Genomic DNA, 14,268 nt, shown 5'->3' with positions numbered 1-14,268 from the left:
CGCTGAAGCCGGTGCGGCGCTCGACCACCGTCACCGCATGGCCGGCGGCGTTCAGCGCCAGCGCCGCGGTCAGGCCGCCGATCCCGCCACCGACGATAGCGACGGTCAGCGGCGGCTGAGGGTCTCGGGGCATGACCCTATTCGGCCGCCGCCTTCTGATCGTGCCAGACGCATGCCGCCGGGTCGGCATGGCCGGCCTTCAGGTCGGCGCGGTGGCGATACAGCGTCGAGCAGTACTGGCAGATGATCTCGTTGTCGGCGCCCATGTCGAGGAACACGTGCGGATGATCGAACGGCGGCAATGCGCCGATGCACATGAACTCCCGCGAGCCGACATGGATGACCGCGACGCCGAGCTCGTTGTGGAAGTGCGGTACCGCCCTGTCAGCCATCGCGCCGTCCTGTGCCTTGGGACCCCTCGCACCGGGTCGCCCGAGCCCCGCTTATGCCGCCGTGCGTTCGTCCGGCGCAAGCCTGGGGGCGAACGCCGGTCACTTGGCGCCTCGGCGGCCACGCCGTACATAAGCCTTCGAAGACCGACCCGGCGCGGACAAGCCCCTCGATGACCCAGCAAGACCAAGCGACGCGGCGCGTGCCCCAGGCACCGATCCACGGGCCGGAGGGGTTCGCGGGCATGCGCCGTGCCGGACGCCTGACGGCGGAAGGCCTCGACGTGCTGATGGAGGCGACGCAGCCGGGCGTGACCACCGAGGCGCTCGACAAGCTCGCCTACGAGTTCGCGATGGATCACGGCGCCTACCCGGCCTCGCTGCTCTACCGCGGCTATCCGAAGTCGATCTGCACCTCGATCAACCACGTGGTCTGCCACGGCATCCCCAACGACAAGCCGCTGCGCGAGGGCGACATCGTCAACCTCGACATGTGCCTGATCCTCGACGGATGGCACGGCGATTCGAGCCGGATGGCCTTCGTCGGCGAGGTGCCGCGCAAGGCGGCGCGCCTGTGCGAGATCACCTACGAGGCGCTGATGCGGGGCGTCGCCGCGGTGAAGCCCGGCGGATCGACCAACGACATCGGCCGCGCGATCCAGGACTACGCCGAGGGCGAGCGCTGCTCGGTGGTGCGCGACTTCTGCGGCCACGGCCTCGGTCGGAGCTACCACGATGCGCCGACCATCCTGCACTACGTTGAGGCGAGCTACGACGTGCCGCTGCGGCCGGGGCAGTTCTTCACCATCGAGCCGATGATCAACCTCGGCCGGCCGGCGGTGAAGGTGCTCTCCGACGGCTGGACCGCGGTGACGCGCGACCGCTCGCTGTCGGCGCAGTTCGAGCACACGGTGGCCGTCACCGAGACCGGCGTCGAGATCTTCACGGTCTCGCCGAAGGGGCTGCACCAGCCCGGCAACCCAGGCGCTTGAGGTCGTGACGGGCCCGGGCGACGCGGCTGAGGGCGGATTGTTCGCCGAGCGGCCGGCCGTCGCGCCGAAGCCCGAGGAGCCGCCGCACTATCTCGGCCACCGCGATCGCCTGCGCGAGCGCTTCGCCAAGCAGGGGGCCGACGCCCTGCCCGACTACGAGATGCTCGAGCTTGCCCTGTTCCGCGCGATCCCGCGGCGGGACGTGAAGCCGCTGGCCAAGGCGCTGATCCGCCGCTTCGGCAGCTTCGCCGAGGTGCTGAGCGCCGATCCGGCCCGGCTCGCCGAGGTCGAGGGCGTCAGCGCCGGCGTGGTCGCCGACCTCAAGTTGATGGAGGCGGCGGGCCGCCGGCTGGCGCGCGGCGCGATCGCCCAGCGCGCGCTGCTTTCCTCCTGGGCCGAGCTCATCGAGTACCTGCGCGCCACCATGGCCTTCGCCACCCGCGAGGAGTTCCGGGTGCTGTTCCTCGACAAGCGCAACCACCTCATCGCCGACGAGATCCAGGGGCGCGGGACCGTCGACCACACGCCGGTCTACCCGCGCGAGGTGGCGCGGCGGTCGCTGGAGCTCTCGGCGACGGCGATCATCCTGGCGCACAACCACCCGTCCGGCGATCCGGCGCCCTCGGTCGCCGACGTGACGATGACGCGCGAAGTGATCGCCGTGCTCAGCCCGCTGAAGATCGTGGTGCACGACCACGTCATCCTCGGCCGGTCAGGCCATGCCAGCCTGAAAGGCCTGCGCCTCATCTGACGCGTGTTTGGAACGAGCCCCGAACGAGGCCGTAATCCCTTTGCGTGGCGCGCCTCTTGCCTCTAGCGTGACGGATCTGGGAGAGACTGAATGGCGGCCGTGGCCTTCGACGAGATGACCGCCTTCGCAGGCGCCGCGACGAGTCCCGACGACGTCCGCGAGGCCTACGGTCAGCTGAAGAACTGGCTCGACACGACGCCGGCCGACCATTTCAACACCCGCCGGAGCCAGGCCGAGCTGCTGTTCCGGCGCATCGGCATTACCTTTGCGGTCTACGGCGACAACGAATCGACCGAGCGGCTGATCCCGTTCGACATCATCCCGCGGGTGATCACCAAGCCGGAATGGGGTTTCCTGGAGCGCGGGCTGAAGCAGCGCGTCACCGCGATCAACATGTTCCTGAAGGACATCTACGGCGCGCAGGAATGCATCAAGGCCGGCATCATCCCGGCCGACCTCGTCTACAAGAACGCGCATTACCGCATGGAGATGCGGTCGTTCCGGGTGCCGCACGACCTCTACGTGCACATCGCGGGGATCGACATCGTCCGCACCGGCGAGAACGACTTCTTCGTGCTCGAGGACAACGCCCGCATCCCGTCCGGCGTGTCGTACATGCTCGAGAATCGCGAGGTGATGCTGCGGCTGTTCCCGGACCTGTTCTCCCGCCACCGCGTCGCGCCGGTCGAGAACTATCCGGACGCGCTGCTGGCGACGCTCCGCAGCCTCGCGCCGGCGACGGCGACCCGCGACCCGACCGTCGTGCTGCTGACGCCCGGGCGCTACAACTCGGCGTTCTACGAGCACTCGTTCCTGGCCGACAAGCTCGGCGTCGAGCTGGTCGAGGCGGGCGACCTCTTCACCAAGGACGACGTGGTCTACATGCGGACCACCGAAGGCCCGCGCCGGGTCGACGTGATCTACCGCCGCCTCGACGACGACTTCCTCGATCCGCTGGTGTTCCGGCCGGATTCGATGCTCGGCGTGCCGGGCATCATGAACGCCTACGAGCGCGGCAGCGTGACGCTCGCCAACGCGGTCGGCACCGGCATCGCCGACGACAAGGCGGTCTACAGCTACATGCCGGAGATCGTGAAGTTCTTCACCGGCGAGGAGCCGATCCTGCACAACGTGCCGACCTATCGCTGCCGCGAGAAGGAGGCCTTCTCCTACGTGATGGACAACCTGTCCGAGCTGGTGGTCAAGGAGGTCAACGGCTCGGGCGGCTACGGCATGCTCGTCGGGCCGCACGCGACCAAGCGCGAGATCGAGGAATTCGCCAAGCGCCTGCGCCACGCGCCGGACGGCTTCATCGCCCAGCCGACGCTGTCGCTCTCCACCTGCCCGACCTTCGTCGCCTCCGGGGTGGCCCCGCGCCACGTCGACCTGCGCCCCTTCGTGCTGTGCGGCGCCGACGAGATCCGCATCGTGCCGGGCGGTCTCACCCGCGTGGCGCTGAAGGAAGGATCTTTGGTGGTGAATTCCAGCCAAGGGGGCGGTACGAAGGACACCTGGGTTCTCGACGCGTGATGGCGTGACGCCTGCTTTCACCGAGAACCGCCCAGCGGTGGACGCCCCCGGGCCGAAGCCGAAGAGACCCCAGCGAAACAGCCATGCTCTCCAGGACTGCCGACAACCTCTACTGGCTCTCGCGCTACGTCGAACGGGCGGAGTTCGTCGCCCGCATCCTCGATGCGGCGCATCGCCTGGCCTCGCTGCCGACGAGCTACGGCGGGGGCGAGACCAACGAGTGGGCTTCGGCCCTCGCCTCGGCCGGCGATCCGGAGGTGTTCAAGCCGCACTACGACGGCGTGAACGCCGCGACGGTGTGCGACTTCCTCGCCTTCAGCCCGCACAACCCGTCCTCGATCCGCTCCTGCATCGAGAGCGCCCGCGAGAACGCGCGCAGCGTGCGCACCGCGCTCACCACCGAAATGTGGGACACGATCAACGGCGCCTGGCTCGAGCTGCGGTCCTACGAGAAGAAGGACCTCGACCGCGACGCGTTCACGCGCTTCCTCGATTGGGTGAAGGGCATCTCGCTGACCTTCGACGGCTCGGCCTACCGGACGATGCTGCGCAACGACACCTACTGGTTCACGCGTCTCGGCACCGCGATCGAGCGGGCCGACAACACCGCCCGCATCCTCGACGTGAAGTACAAGATCCTGCTGCCGGACACCGAGAAGATCGGCGGCAGCCTCGACTACTTCCAGTGGACGACGATCCTGCGCGAAGTCTCGGCCTTCAACGCCTATCACTGGGTGTATCGCGAGAGCGTCAAGCCGTTGCTGGTCGCCGACCTCCTGATCCTCAACCGGCAGATGCCGCGCTCCTTCGCCAACTGCTACGGCGTCCTCGTCGAGCATCTCGACCTGATCGCCGACGCCTACGGACGCCGCGGCGCCAGCCAGCGCTTGGCGAGCAACCTGCTCGCACGGCTGGAAAGCGAGGAGATCGACCGGGTCTTCGCGTCCGGCCTGCATGAGTTCGTGATCGCTTTCATCGGCGAGAACAACAAGGTCGGCGCCGCCATCGCCGAGCAGTATCTCGGCTGAGGCTCGAGCCGCAGCGGAATACGCGCAGTTCCGCTTCCGCGGTTGCGCGCTCCGTCGGAACGTCGTGTAAAACGTGTGACTTCGGGCGCCGCGGCGTCCATCAGGGGCGCCGTGTCGCCGAGACCGGCGGAGCCAGGACGGGCAGAATCGACGCATGCGCATTCGCGTGGTCCACGAGACCATCTACAGCTACGAGCAACCGGCACGCGGCCTGATCCAGGTCCTGCGGATGACGCCGCGCGACCATGACGGCCAGTACGTCCGGCGCTGGCGGATCGAGCCTTCGGTCGACGGACGGCTCACCGAGCGCGAGGACGGCTACGGCAACGTGGTCCACTGGTTCACGCCGGACCAGGCCTCCGACGCGTTGGTGATTCGCGTCACCGGCGAGGTCGACACCCACGAGACCCACGGCATCGTCCGCGGCGCCGTCGAGCGCCTGCCCGAGACGTTCTACCTGCGCGACACCGACCTCGTGCTGCCGAGCCCGGAGATCCAGGCGCTGTCCGACGCGGTCGCCGGCGCCGGAGACCCGGGAGCCCTCCCCTTCCTGCATCGGCTGATGGCCGCGGTGCACGCGCACATGGCCTACACGCCAGGCCCCGCGAGCGCCGCCGTGCCCTCGCCGAAGGCCTTCGAGGCCGGAGCCGGCGTATGCCAGGACTTCGCCCACGTCTTCATCGCCGCCGCCCGCTACCGGGCGATCCCGGCGCGCTACGTCTCCGGCTACCACCGCCCGGAGGGGAGCGACGCCGAGCAGGAGACGCCGCACGGCTGGGCCGAGGCGCTGGTGCCGGATCTCGGCTGGGTCGGCTTCGATCCGACCACCGGCGACGCCACCACGGAAGCCTATATCCGCGTCGCATCCGGGCTCGACTACCTCGGGGCTGCCCCGATTCGCGGCAGTCGCACAGGCGGCGGCACCGAAACGCTGGACGTGAAGCTCCGGGTGGAGCAAGCCCAGGCGGCACCGCAATCCTGACGCTCCGCGCCTCTTCGAAAAGCCTGATCCCATGACTTACTGCGTCGGCGTCCTCGTCGAGGAAGGCCTGGTGATGATCGCCGACACCCGCACCAATGCGGGGCTCGACGACATCTCGACCTATCGCAAGCTCCATCACTTCAACGTGCCGGGCGAGCGGGTGATGATGCTGGCCTCGGCCGGCAACCTGTCGGTGACGCAATCGGTCCTGAGCCTGCTCTCCGAGGGCGTGCCCGGCGACAACGGCGAGGCCAAGCTGAAGCTCGTCGAGACGACGACGATGTTCGAGGCGGCCCAGCTCGTCGGCCGCGCGATCCGCCACGTGCGCGCGATCGAGAAGGCGGGCTTCGAGGCGGCGAGCCTGCGCTTCTCGGTCTCGCTGCTGTTCGGCGGCCAGATCGGCAGCGAGCCGATGCGGCTGTTCCTGATCTACTCGGCCGGCAACTTCATCGAGTGCAGTACCGATGCACCGTTCCTGCAGATCGGCGAGCACAAGTACGGCAAGCCGATCCTCGACCGGGCGGTGAAGTTCGAGACCGAGCTCTACGACGCGCTCAAGGTCGGACTTGTCTCGATGGATTCGACCATGCGCTCGAATCTCGGCGTCGGCCTGCCGATCGACATCGCGCTGGCGCGCCGCAACGCCCTCGACCTCGAGGTGAATCATCGGATCGAGGCCGGCGAGGGCTACTTCCACGACCTGCGCGAGCGCTGGTCGGCGGCGCTCCGCGCCGCGCATCGGGCGATCCCGCGCCCGCCCTACGGGCCTGCCGCCGCGAAGTAGTTTCTCACGCCGGACATCCTCCAACCGTGAGCCTCACCCTGAGGTGCCGCAGCGAAGCGGAGGCCTCGAAGGAGCCCTGCAGCGCGCGCGCGATTTTCGGAGCCCCCCTTCGAGGTCGCCGACGCGGCACCTCAGGATGAGATCGAGAGTGGAGACGAGGCTGGATCGGCGAGCATCGAATTCTGATCATGCGTAAGGCTCACGGTGGCCCGTCCGAGGCCGCTTCCCAGGCACGCAACAGCGCCCGAGCTTCGCTGGAAGGGTCGTCGACCCGCATCAGGCCGCCCATCACGGCCACGCCCGCCGCGCCCGCTCGGCGACACGCGGCGGCAGTGGCGACGCCGATGCCACCCAGTGCGACGACCGGGATTCCGATCCGCGCGGCCGCTGCGATGGCGCCGAGGCCGAGGGCGGGACCGTAGCCGGGCTTGCTCGCCGTGGCGAAGACCGGGCTCAGGGTCACGTAATCCGCGTCTTCCGCCGCCTCGACGTCGCGCAGGCCGTGCGCCGAGACGCCGACAAGCGCCGAGGTGCCGAGACGGCGCCTGGCATCGGCGATGGCGGCACGATCCGCCCCGCCGCCGAGATGGACGCTCGCGCCGAGGGCCGCGGCAAGCTCGAGATCGCCGCCGACCGAGAGCACGCCGCCGGCCTCGCGGAAGCGCTCGGCGATGCGCTCCGCCAGCGCCCGGCGCTCGGGCGGTGGCAGATCCCTGTCGCGAAACCAGACCCACCGGCACCCGCCGTCGAGCACGGCGGCGATGGTCTCGCCCAGGGGGCGGGGCCCGCGCCGGTCGGTCACCGCAAGGAGCGGCGACGGCAGGCTACGAGCCGACAAGGCCGAGCTGCGGGCTCGACGGCTCGGCCCGGCCGCGGCGCGGGATTCGGCCGGCGCGGTAGGCATCGCGGCCCGCCTGCACGGCGTTGCGCATCGCGCGCGCCATGCGGACGGGATCGTCGGCCTTCGCCACCGCGGTGTTGATCAGGCAGGCGTCGGCGCCCAGCTCCATCGCGATCACCGCGTCGGAGGCCGTGCCGATGCCGGCATCCACGATCACCGGTACGCCCATGCGGCGGCAGATCAACTCGAGGTTGGCCGGATTGGCGATGCCCATGCCGGAGCCGATCAGCGAGCCCATCGGCATCACCGCGGCGCAGCCGATGTCGGCGAGCCGCTGGCAGACGATCGGGTCGTCGTTGCAGTAGGGCAGCACGACGAAGCCGTCGTCGACGAGGTGGCGGCAGGCCTCGATCAGCTCGGCGACGTCCGGGTACAGGGTCTCGCGGTCGCCGATCACCTCGACCTTGATCCAGTTGGTGTCGAGCGCCTCGCGGGCCAGCTCGGCGGTCATGATCGCGTCGCGGGCGGTCTCGCAGCCGGCGGTGTTCGGCAGGAAGCGGCGTCCTTTCAGGATCTTCACGGTGTCCGAGCCGTGGCCCTGCAGCGAGACCCGGCGGATCGAGGCGGTGGCGACCTCGGCCCCGGAGGCCGCGACCGCATCGCGCATGATCACCTGCGTCGGGTAGCCCGCGGTGCCGATGAACAGCCGCGAGCCCAGCGTGACGCCAGCGATCACGAAGGGGTCATCGGCCTCCGGTCGGAGGGGTGTGAGCGTGTCGACCATCCTCTAGCCTCCCTGCATGGCGCGTACGATCTCGATGCGGTCGCCCTTGGAGATCGGTGTGGTGTCCCAGTCGCGGCGGCGGACGACGCGGCCGTTGAGCGCGATGGCGACGCCCTGCGGATCGGTGCTGCCGGTCTCCTCCGCCGCCTGCGCGAACAGGGCGGCGACGTCGGCGGCCTCGATCTCGCGAGCCTGTCCGTTCACCGTCAGCTTCATGCCGACACCCTCAGCTCGGCGCCCGGCGCGAACCGCGCCAGCGAGAAGTCCTGCGCGACCGCCGGCATCGCGCCCGTCGTGACGAGGGCGGCGATCGCGTCGGCGGTCACCGGGGCGAGCAGGTAGCCGTTGCGATGGTGACCGGTGGCGACCACCAGGCCGGGGGCGATCTCACCGAGGATCGGCGCGTCGTCGTCCGAGGTCGGGCGGAACCCGCTCCAGACGGCCTCGACCTCCATCTCCTCGATGCCGGGCAGCACCCGGCGCGCGCCTTCGAGCAGGGCATAGAGCCCGCCGGCGGTGACGCCGGGGCGGAAGCCGCAATCCTCGACCGTCGCGCCGACGACGATGTGGCCGTCGCTCTTTGGCGCCATGTGGACCTGCTCGGTCCAGACCATGTGCGAGAGCGTGCCGGTGCGCGCCGTGGTCTTCAGCGCCAGCGACTGTCCCTTCAGCGGGCGCACGGGCAGGGCGAGGCTTTGCGGCAGCAGGCCGCCCTCGCCGCTCCAGGCGCCGGCGGCGAGCACCACGGTCTCGGCCAGCACCACGCCGTCGGCGGTGCGCAGGCCCGCGACGCGGCCGCTCGTGCGCTCGAGGGCGACAACCGGGCTGTTCTCGACGAGCGCCACGCCGGCGGCGCGGCACGCCTCCACGAGCGCCGCCATCACCCGGCTCGGGTCGACCTGGTGATCGAGCGGGCAGAGCACGCCCGCGGTGACCGAGGGGCGGAGGGCCGGCTCGCGGCGACGCACGTCGGCACCCGCGATCCACTCGGCGGCGACGCCCGAGCGGCGCTGCAGGTCGAAGCGGAAGCGCAGGCGCTCGACCTCGTCGCGCCCGATGGCCAGCACCAGCGTCCCGTCCTCGCGGTAGTCGATGTCGAGGCCGGACGCCGCTTCGAGCTCGGCGCGAAACCCCGGCCAGCGCCGGAGCGAATCAAGCGCCAGCGGCAGCAGCGGGTCGGAGCCGGGCTCGTACTCGGCCGCCGGCGCCAGCATGCCCGTGGCGGCGAGGCTCGCGCCGGAGCCGATGGTCTCCCGCTCGACCACGACGACGGACCGCCCGGCCAACCGTCCCGCTGCCGGCGCGTCCCGATCGGTGATGCTGCGTGACGACCCGAATGACGACCCAAGTGATCCTCCGCGTGCTGTCGCAGAGACCGGGCCTGACGCTTCGTCTGAGAAGCTGGGGCACCCCGTCGTCGAAGACGGCGCCCACGGTCCAATCCCTACGCCGGTGTGAACCGGATCAGGTTCGAAGGATTTCCGCGCCGCGGGCCCTCACGAGCCTGCCAGCGGTTTCTCAGCCCCTTGCCGGGGATCTCCCTGGAACACCGCAGATGTGGTCCCGCCGGCCGCCTCGGTCAACCCCGCGGGCCGATCCCCTCCTGCGGATGCGCGCGATTCGTCGTCGCGCCGAGACGGACCGGAAACCCTGTCGGCAGATGGCCGCGCGGTTCCGTCCGGCGGCGGGCACGCCGCCACGCATCGTTCACCGGCGTCATGCTCGTCTAAGCGTCCTCGATCGGCGGGGGCGAAGGTAGGCGATGCGGACGATCCTGATGCTCTGCCTCGCGGCCGGCCTCGTCGCGGGGGTGCTCGGAGGCATCGGCAACCGCCTGACCAGCCGCAAGGCCGCGGCCCCACCGGTGCCGACGGTGCAACTGGTTGCGTCCGCGCCGACGGCGATCGCGCTCGGCGCCGACCGCAACGGCCACTTCCTCGCCGATGCGCTGGTCGACGGGCGATCGCTGCGCATGATGGTCGACACCGGGGCCACGACGTGCAGCTTTGCGGAAGAGGATGCCGCCCGCCTCGGCATCGTCGTCGGGCCGCGGGACTTCACGCGCCCGGTGATGACCGCCAACGGGACGATCCGCGTCGCACCGGTGCGGATCGGCACGATCCGGATCGGGCCCGTCACCGTGCGCGACGTCGAGGCCGTGATCGTCCCGAGCGGACGCCTCGGCACGAACCTCCTCGGCATGTCGTTCCTGAAGCGCGTGCGCGACTTCAGCATCGCCGGCGGGACGATGACGCTGCGGGGCTGAGGCCCGCCTCAGCTCTGGCCGCGGTGCGGCTTCGGGCGCGGGCGATAGACCATCATCGGCTCGGCGAACCCGTCGAGCACGTGCTCGCCGAGCGGCACCGGATCGCCCCACAGGAAGTCGACGAAGGGCTTCGACATCAGCAGCGGCTCGCCGAGCGTCTTGTTGAGCCGGGCGATGCGGCTCGCCATGTTCACGTCGCGGCCGATGACCGTGAAGTCGAGGCGCGTGCCCGAGCCGACGTTGCCGTAGGCCGCCTCGCCGTGATGGAGCGCGATGCCGGCCATCATCGGCACTGTGAATTGGTGGAGTGTGTTGGCCTCCTCCAGCGCCGCGAGCGCACTTTGTGCCGCCGTCAGCGCCCCCTTGGCGGCGCCGCCGAGGTCGTCACCCGGCTCGCGGAAGATGGCGAGCAGGCCGTCGCCGAGATACTTCAGCACCTCGCCGCCCTCCCGCTCGATCGGCGGCACGAGACAGTCGAAGAAGATGTTGAGCAGGTCGACCGCCTCTTCCGGCGTCATGTTCGCCGAGATGCGGGTGTAGTCGCGCATGTCGGCGAACAGGATCGCCGAGCGGATGCGCTTCACCTGCCCGCGGCGGATGTCGCCCGACAGGATGGCGCGGTGCGGCTCGTCGCCGACGTAGATGCGCAGCACCGTGTCAAGCTGCTTGGTGACGATCCGCATCTCCATCACCGCGGCCAGGGCCGGCATGATGAAGCGCAGGATCGCCACGTCCTCGTCGCGGAATCCGTCCGGGTCGCGGGTGGCGAAGGTGATGCCGTTATGCGTGCCGTTGGTGAAGAACAGCGGCACCACGATGTAGTGGCGGTAGCCGGCGGCCCTCAGGTCGGGGATCACCGAGTAGGCGTCGTCCGGCGTCTCGGCGAGGTCGAGGATCAGCCATTCGCCGTCCTCGTGCACCTTGCGGAACGGGCTTGCCGCGTAGGCGCGCTCGGAGGCTTCGCCGTGCGGGAACAGGCGCACCGTCGTGCCGGACTCGCGCGTCCAGATGCGGCCGATGCCGGAATATTCCGAGTGCAGCGTATCGATCGCCGTCGAGGTCCGGTCCACCGGAACGCCGACCGCGTTGAGGCGCTCGGCGAAGCCCGCGATCAGGTCGTCGGGCTCGGGCAGGCGGGCGCCCTCGCTCAGCAGCCAGTCGCGGATCGCGACGCAATCCTGCAGCGCGCCGAACGGCACGTCGTCCGCCTCCGAGCCGTCGGCTGCGGCGGTCGGCGGCACGGGTGGATGCTGGCGACGCTCAAGCATACGGCCAAGGTGGGTTCACGAACCGCCAAAGCAAGGTTCAGGCTGACGATGGCGAGATCGATCCGGATCGAAGACCATCATCCCTTCGCCGCCTGGAACGCGAGATCGCGCCGTGAGCACGGCGCGATCCGACGATCGCATTTCGGCGAATTCGAGAATGGCGTATCCGACGCTCAGTTGTCCAGGAAGCTCCGCAGCTTCCGGCTCCGGCTCGGATGCTTCAGCTTACGCAGGGCCTTCGCCTCGATCTGACGGATGCGCTCGCGGGTCACCGAGAACTGCTGACCGACTTCCTCGAGGGTGTGGTCGGTGTTCATGCCGATGCCGAAGCGCATGCGGAGCACCCGCTCCTCGCGCGGGGTCAACGAGGCGAGGACGCGCGTCGTGGTCTCGCGGAGGTTGCTCTGGATCGCCGCGTCGATCGGCAGGACGACGTTCTTGTCCTCGATGAAGTCGCCGAGGTGGCTGTCCTCCTCGTCGCCGATGGGCGTCTCGAGGGAGATCGGCTCCTTGGCGATCTTCAGGACTTTTCGGACTTTCTCGAGCGGCATGGCCAGCTTCTCGGCCAGCTCCTCCGGGGTCGGCTCCCGCCCGATCTCGTGCAGCATCTGGCGCGAGGTGCGGACGATCTTGTTGATCGTCTCGATCATGTGCACCGGGATTCGGATGGTGCGCGCCTGGTCGGCGATCGAGCGGGTGATCGCCTGGCGGATCCACCAGGTCGCGTAGGTCGAGAACTTGTAGCCGCGGCGGTACTCGAACTTGTCGACCGCCTTCATCAGGCCGATGTTGCCCTCCTGGATCAGGTCCAGGAACTGCAGGCCGCGGTTGGTGTACTTCTTGGCGATCGAGATCACGAGGCGGAGGTTGGCCTCGATCATCTCCTTCTTGGCCTGGCGGGCTTCGCGCTCGCCCTTCTGGACCATGTTGACGATCTTGCGGTACTCGCCGATCTCCAGGCCCGTCTCGGAGGCGAGCGTCAGGATCTGCTCGCGCAGGTCCGAGACCTGCTTCGAGCCCTTCTCGACGAGGTTCTTCCAGCCCTTGCCGCCGAGCGTCCCGACGCGGGTCATCCAGTTCGGGTCGAGCTCCCAGCCCTGGTAGTGGCGCAGGAACTCGTCGCGGGCGACGCCGTGGCTCTCGGCGTAGCGCATCAGCCGGCCCTCATGCGAGATGAGGCGCTTGTTGATGTCGTACAGCTGCTCGACCAGGGCCTCGATGCGGTTGTTGTTCAGCGACAGCGACTTCACGTCGGCGACGACGGTGTCCTTGAACTCGGCCTGCTTCTTCTCCTGGGCCGACGTGGTCTTCTCGCTGTTCGCCTTGCGCTCGGTCTCCTCGTTCTGGAGCTTGCGCAGCTTGCGGTAGTTGTTGGCGATCGCGTCGAACGTCTCGAGCACGCGCGGCTTAATCTCGGCTTCCATCGCCGCGAGCGAGACGTTGTTCTCCATGTCGTCGTCGTCGTCGCCGCCCTCGGGCGTCGGCGCTTCCGGCTCGGCATCCTCGCCTTCGGCGGCCGCCTCCGCGATCTGCGGGTTCTTGCCGTCAGGGCCGGCATAGGTCGCTTCGAGATCGATGATGTCGCGCAACAGCACCTTGCCGTCGACGAGCTCGTCGCGCCAGATGATGATCGCCTGGAAGGTCAGCGGGCTCTCGCACAGGCCGGCGATCATCGCCTCGCGCCCGGCCTCGATCCGCTTGGCGATGGCGATCTCGCCCTCACGCGACAGCAGCTCGACCGAGCCCATCTCGCGCAGGTACATCCGCACCGGATCGTCGGTGCGGTCGGTCGGCTCCTTGGTCGCGGTGACGACGGCGACGGCGCGCGTCGGGGCGACCTCGGCCACCTCCGTGCCCTCGGCGCTCTCCTCGTCGTCCGACGCCTCGCCGTTGGCCGGCTTGTCGGCGGCGGCCTCGTCGGTCTCCTCGGCCTCGACGACGTTGATGCCCATCTCGGAGAGCTGGGACAGGACGTCCTCGAGCTGGTCGGGGTCGGACTGCCCCTCGGGGAGGACCTCGTTGACCTCCTCGTAGGTGATGTAGCCGCGCTTCTTGGCGAGCTTCACCATCCGCTTGACCGAAGCATCCGTCAGGTCGAGGAGCGGCCCATCGGTCTGCTCTGCCGGAGCGGTGTCCGTCTCGTCCCGTTCCGTTGCCTTCGTCGCCATGATCAGCCTATTGTTTCGGCGCGCCACGATGCGGGGGCCTTTCGGCCACGCCGCGCCGTCGGCGCCGCAATGCGTGTGAGACCCGGGCGAACCGCTTCGACCGCGTCGTATTCTCGAGTTCGGTATGCAAGCGAGACGCTTGACCGATTGTTAACCATGCCGCGAAGGCGTGTCGTATTCCGCCATCGCACAGGCCCTACGACACAGTCGAGTCGTTCGTGTCCTGCAGGTCCGCCTCGGTCTCCGCTCCCGCGATCACCGCCAAGCGCTCCTTGACGTCGCACAGCCAAGCGAAGTTCGCCTCTGTTTCTTCTTCGACGAGCGCACGTTCCGCCTGTCGGAGTTCGCTATTTAGCGCGCCGGCCTTGCGGTGCAAGATCACGGCCTGCCGCAAAGCGTCCTCCAGCTTGACGAGATCGGCGTGCGGATCGAGGGCCCAGCGGTCGCCCGGGCGCACCCGTGCCGCCAGCCGCGCGCTCGCCGCC

Annotated in this window: 14 protein-coding genes, 2 pseudogenes and 1 riboswitch; of the genes and pseudogenes, 7 read left to right on the top strand and 9 right to left on the bottom strand. The window is 69.4% G+C overall.

All coding sequences use genetic code 11. The annotated features are described in order from the left end of the window. Positions 1–133, bottom strand: a 133-nt coding sequence (locus tag FV223_RS07895; RefSeq protein ID WP_147726293.1) for an FAD-dependent oxidoreductase, incomplete at its 3' end; no start/stop codon positions are given. A 4-nt stretch (positions 134–137) separates the two neighbouring features. Continuing rightward, positions 138–392 carry a zinc-finger domain-containing protein gene (locus FV223_RS07890; protein WP_147726292.1) on the bottom strand — a complete coding sequence of 85 codons (255 nt, stop codon included), beginning with the start codon at positions 390–392 and terminating at the stop codon, positions 138–140. 170 nt (positions 393–562) lie between these two features. Here FV223_RS07890 and map point away from each other — a divergent pair, with 170 nt between their 5' ends. The 6 genes from map (at position 563) to FV223_RS07860 (ending at position 6,456) form a co-directional block, all read left to right on the top strand. Beyond that, on the top strand, positions 563–1,381 hold the full coding sequence (gene map / locus FV223_RS07885) for a type I methionyl aminopeptidase (protein ID WP_147726291.1): 819 nt from the start codon (positions 563–565) through the stop codon (positions 1,379–1,381). A 37-nt stretch (positions 1,382–1,418) separates the two neighbouring features. Further along, complete coding sequence (radC, locus tag FV223_RS07880; protein ID WP_246686345.1) at positions 1,419–2,132, top strand: DNA repair protein RadC; 714 nt, start codon at positions 1,419–1,421, stop codon at positions 2,130–2,132. A 90-nt stretch (positions 2,133–2,222) separates the two neighbouring features. Then, positions 2,223–3,662, top strand: coding sequence for a circularly permuted type 2 ATP-grasp protein (locus tag FV223_RS07875; RefSeq protein WP_147726289.1), 1,440 nt, complete (start codon positions 2,223–2,225; stop codon positions 3,660–3,662). Between the two features lie 83 nt (positions 3,663–3,745). Further along, a complete protein-coding gene (locus tag FV223_RS07870) occupies positions 3,746–4,690 on the top strand; it encodes an alpha-E domain-containing protein (protein WP_147726288.1) in 945 nt (314 codons plus the stop codon). A gap of 154 nt (positions 4,691–4,844) precedes the next feature. Next, complete coding sequence (locus FV223_RS07865) at positions 4,845–5,672, top strand: transglutaminase family protein (RefSeq protein ID WP_147726287.1); 828 nt, start codon at positions 4,845–4,847, stop codon at positions 5,670–5,672. 31 nt (positions 5,673–5,703) lie between these two features. Next, positions 5,704–6,456, top strand: a complete 753-nt coding sequence (locus FV223_RS07860; protein ID WP_147726286.1) for a peptidase — start codon at positions 5,704–5,706, stop codon at positions 6,454–6,456. 199 nt (positions 6,457–6,655) lie between these two features. Here the strand turns inward: FV223_RS07860 and FV223_RS07855 are convergent, their stop codons facing one another. The 4 genes and pseudogenes from FV223_RS07855 to thiO form a co-directional block, all read right to left on the bottom strand. Continuing rightward, a complete protein-coding gene (locus tag FV223_RS07855; RefSeq protein WP_246686344.1) occupies positions 6,656–7,258 on the bottom strand; it encodes a thiamine phosphate synthase in 603 nt (200 codons plus the stop codon). 22 nt (positions 7,259–7,280) lie between these two features. Then, on the bottom strand, positions 7,281–8,081 hold the full coding sequence (locus FV223_RS07850; RefSeq protein WP_147726284.1) for a thiazole synthase: 801 nt from the start codon (positions 8,079–8,081) through the stop codon (positions 7,281–7,283). A 3-nt stretch (positions 8,082–8,084) separates the two neighbouring features. Further along, complete coding sequence (gene thiS / locus FV223_RS07845; protein ID WP_147726283.1) at positions 8,085–8,297, bottom strand: sulfur carrier protein ThiS; 213 nt, start codon at positions 8,295–8,297, stop codon at positions 8,085–8,087. Then, positions 8,294–9,370: pseudogene (gene thiO, locus FV223_RS07840) on the bottom strand (glycine oxidase ThiO); the annotation flags it as partial. The pseudogene thiO and the gene thiS, both read right to left, overlap by 4 nt. 134 nt (positions 9,371–9,504) lie before the next feature. Further along, a riboswitch (TPP riboswitch) is annotated at positions 9,505–9,633 on the bottom strand. 210 nt (positions 9,634–9,843) lie between these two features. Between thiO and FV223_RS07835 the strand changes: the two are divergent. Further along, complete coding sequence (locus tag FV223_RS07835; RefSeq protein ID WP_243934744.1) at positions 9,844–10,347, top strand: TIGR02281 family clan AA aspartic protease; 504 nt, start codon at positions 9,844–9,846, stop codon at positions 10,345–10,347. Between the two features lie 8 nt (positions 10,348–10,355). Here FV223_RS07835 and FV223_RS07830 read toward each other — a convergent pair whose 3' ends face one another. The 3 genes and pseudogenes from FV223_RS07830 to FV223_RS07820 form a co-directional block, all read right to left on the bottom strand. Further along, a complete protein-coding gene (locus FV223_RS07830; RefSeq protein WP_147726281.1) occupies positions 10,356–11,615 on the bottom strand; it encodes an adenylate/guanylate cyclase domain-containing protein in 1,260 nt (419 codons plus the stop codon). Positions 11,616–11,788: 173 nt separating this feature from the next. Next, a complete protein-coding gene (gene rpoD, locus FV223_RS07825; protein ID WP_147726280.1) occupies positions 11,789–13,783 on the bottom strand; it encodes an RNA polymerase sigma factor RpoD in 1,995 nt (664 codons plus the stop codon). Positions 13,784–13,979: 196 nt separating this feature from the next. After that, a pseudogene (locus FV223_RS07820) lies at positions 13,980–14,268 on the bottom strand (DNA primase); the annotation flags it as partial.

Source organism: Methylobacterium sp. WL116, assembly GCF_008039455.1.
In the GTDB taxonomy this organism is placed as follows: domain Bacteria; phylum Pseudomonadota; class Alphaproteobacteria; order Rhizobiales; family Beijerinckiaceae; genus Methylobacterium.
The sequence above is the reverse complement of the archived record's forward strand: the minus strand, read 5'-3'. Positions and strand labels throughout refer to the sequence as shown.

Coding starts and splice junctions, on each gene's coding strand:
- FV223_RS07890 (WP_147726292.1), bottom strand. CDS start 392: ATGGCTGACAGGGCGGTACCGCACTTCCACAACGAGCTCGGCGTCGCG.
- map (WP_147726291.1), top strand. CDS start 563: ATGACCCAGCAAGACCAAGCGACGCGGCGCGTGCCCCAGGCACCGATC.
- FV223_RS07875 (WP_147726289.1), top strand. CDS start 2,223: ATGGCGGCCGTGGCCTTCGACGAGATGACCGCCTTCGCAGGCGCCGCG.
- FV223_RS07870 (WP_147726288.1), top strand. CDS start 3,746: ATGCTCTCCAGGACTGCCGACAACCTCTACTGGCTCTCGCGCTACGTC.
- FV223_RS07865 (WP_147726287.1), top strand. CDS start 4,845: ATGCGCATTCGCGTGGTCCACGAGACCATCTACAGCTACGAGCAACCG.
- FV223_RS07860 (WP_147726286.1), top strand. CDS start 5,704: ATGACTTACTGCGTCGGCGTCCTCGTCGAGGAAGGCCTGGTGATGATC.
- FV223_RS07850 (WP_147726284.1), bottom strand. CDS start 8,081: ATGGTCGACACGCTCACACCCCTCCGACCGGAGGCCGATGACCCCTTC.
- thiS (WP_147726283.1), bottom strand. CDS start 8,297: ATGAAGCTGACGGTGAACGGACAGGCTCGCGAGATCGAGGCCGCCGAC.
- FV223_RS07835 (WP_243934744.1), top strand. CDS start 9,844: ATGCGGACGATCCTGATGCTCTGCCTCGCGGCCGGCCTCGTCGCGGGG.
- FV223_RS07830 (WP_147726281.1), bottom strand. CDS start 11,615: ATGCTTGAGCGTCGCCAGCATCCACCCGTGCCGCCGACCGCCGCAGCC.
- rpoD (WP_147726280.1), bottom strand. CDS start 13,783: ATGGCGACGAAGGCAACGGAACGGGACGAGACGGACACCGCTCCGGCA.